The organism is Stenotrophomonas sp. INTA L402-1 (assembly GCF_059295135.1).
Genome location: NZ_JCAFWP010000168.1, coordinates 1 through 604 on the forward strand (window position 1 = coordinate 1; position 604 = coordinate 604).

The window sequence follows — 604 nt, forward strand, 5'->3', positions numbered from 1 at the left end:
GATATTGCCTGCAAATTCATCATCCTGAATCAGCGACAAATGGGCGCTGAGGATAGTTTTGCTTTCGCCGTCACGCTCACGCAGCTGCTGGTTCAGTTGCTCGGCAAGCGTTGCCAGGCTGTACTCCAGCCGGGTGGAATCTTGCGCACTGGCGGGGATTGCCCGATAACTGTCGAGGCTGTCGCTTTGTAACAGGGTCAGTGTACCCACGCCGACGCCGCTTGCCAGCACATTGCCGTACAGTAAATCAGGATTCAGACGGCTTAATGAACGCGGCAGCGGATGCGCTGTCAGTTCTGCCTGCGTTGGCTGGACGCTGTCGCTGTCGATAAAGCGCACCTGGATGTACTCTTCCAGCACGCGCCGCGCCTGCTCTTCATCGCTGCCGCTAATGTTCAGGCTGCAACTGTCATTAAATAGGGTGCCGGTGCCAATCAGCGCCAGCGAGCTTTTCGCATCTGCCTTTGCGTTCTGGCGATGGTTGATGAAGGTGATTTCGCTTTGCCACTGGCTGCACTGTTCTTTAAGGTCCCACGCCGGACGGGCATGAAGACCGTTAGGCAGAGGACAGAGAAATTGAATCGTTAGCATAACCGCTCCGGGT

Annotated in this window: 1 protein-coding gene; it reads right to left on the reverse strand. The window is 56.1% G+C overall.

Features of this window, described 5'->3' with window-relative positions; translation table 11 throughout:
• Positions 1–591 (reverse strand): HPr family phosphocarrier protein (locus AC5O77_RS22140; protein ID WP_494507214.1); only part of this gene is annotated, 591 nt, incomplete at its 3' end.
• Between the last annotated feature and the right edge of the window lie 13 nt (positions 592–604).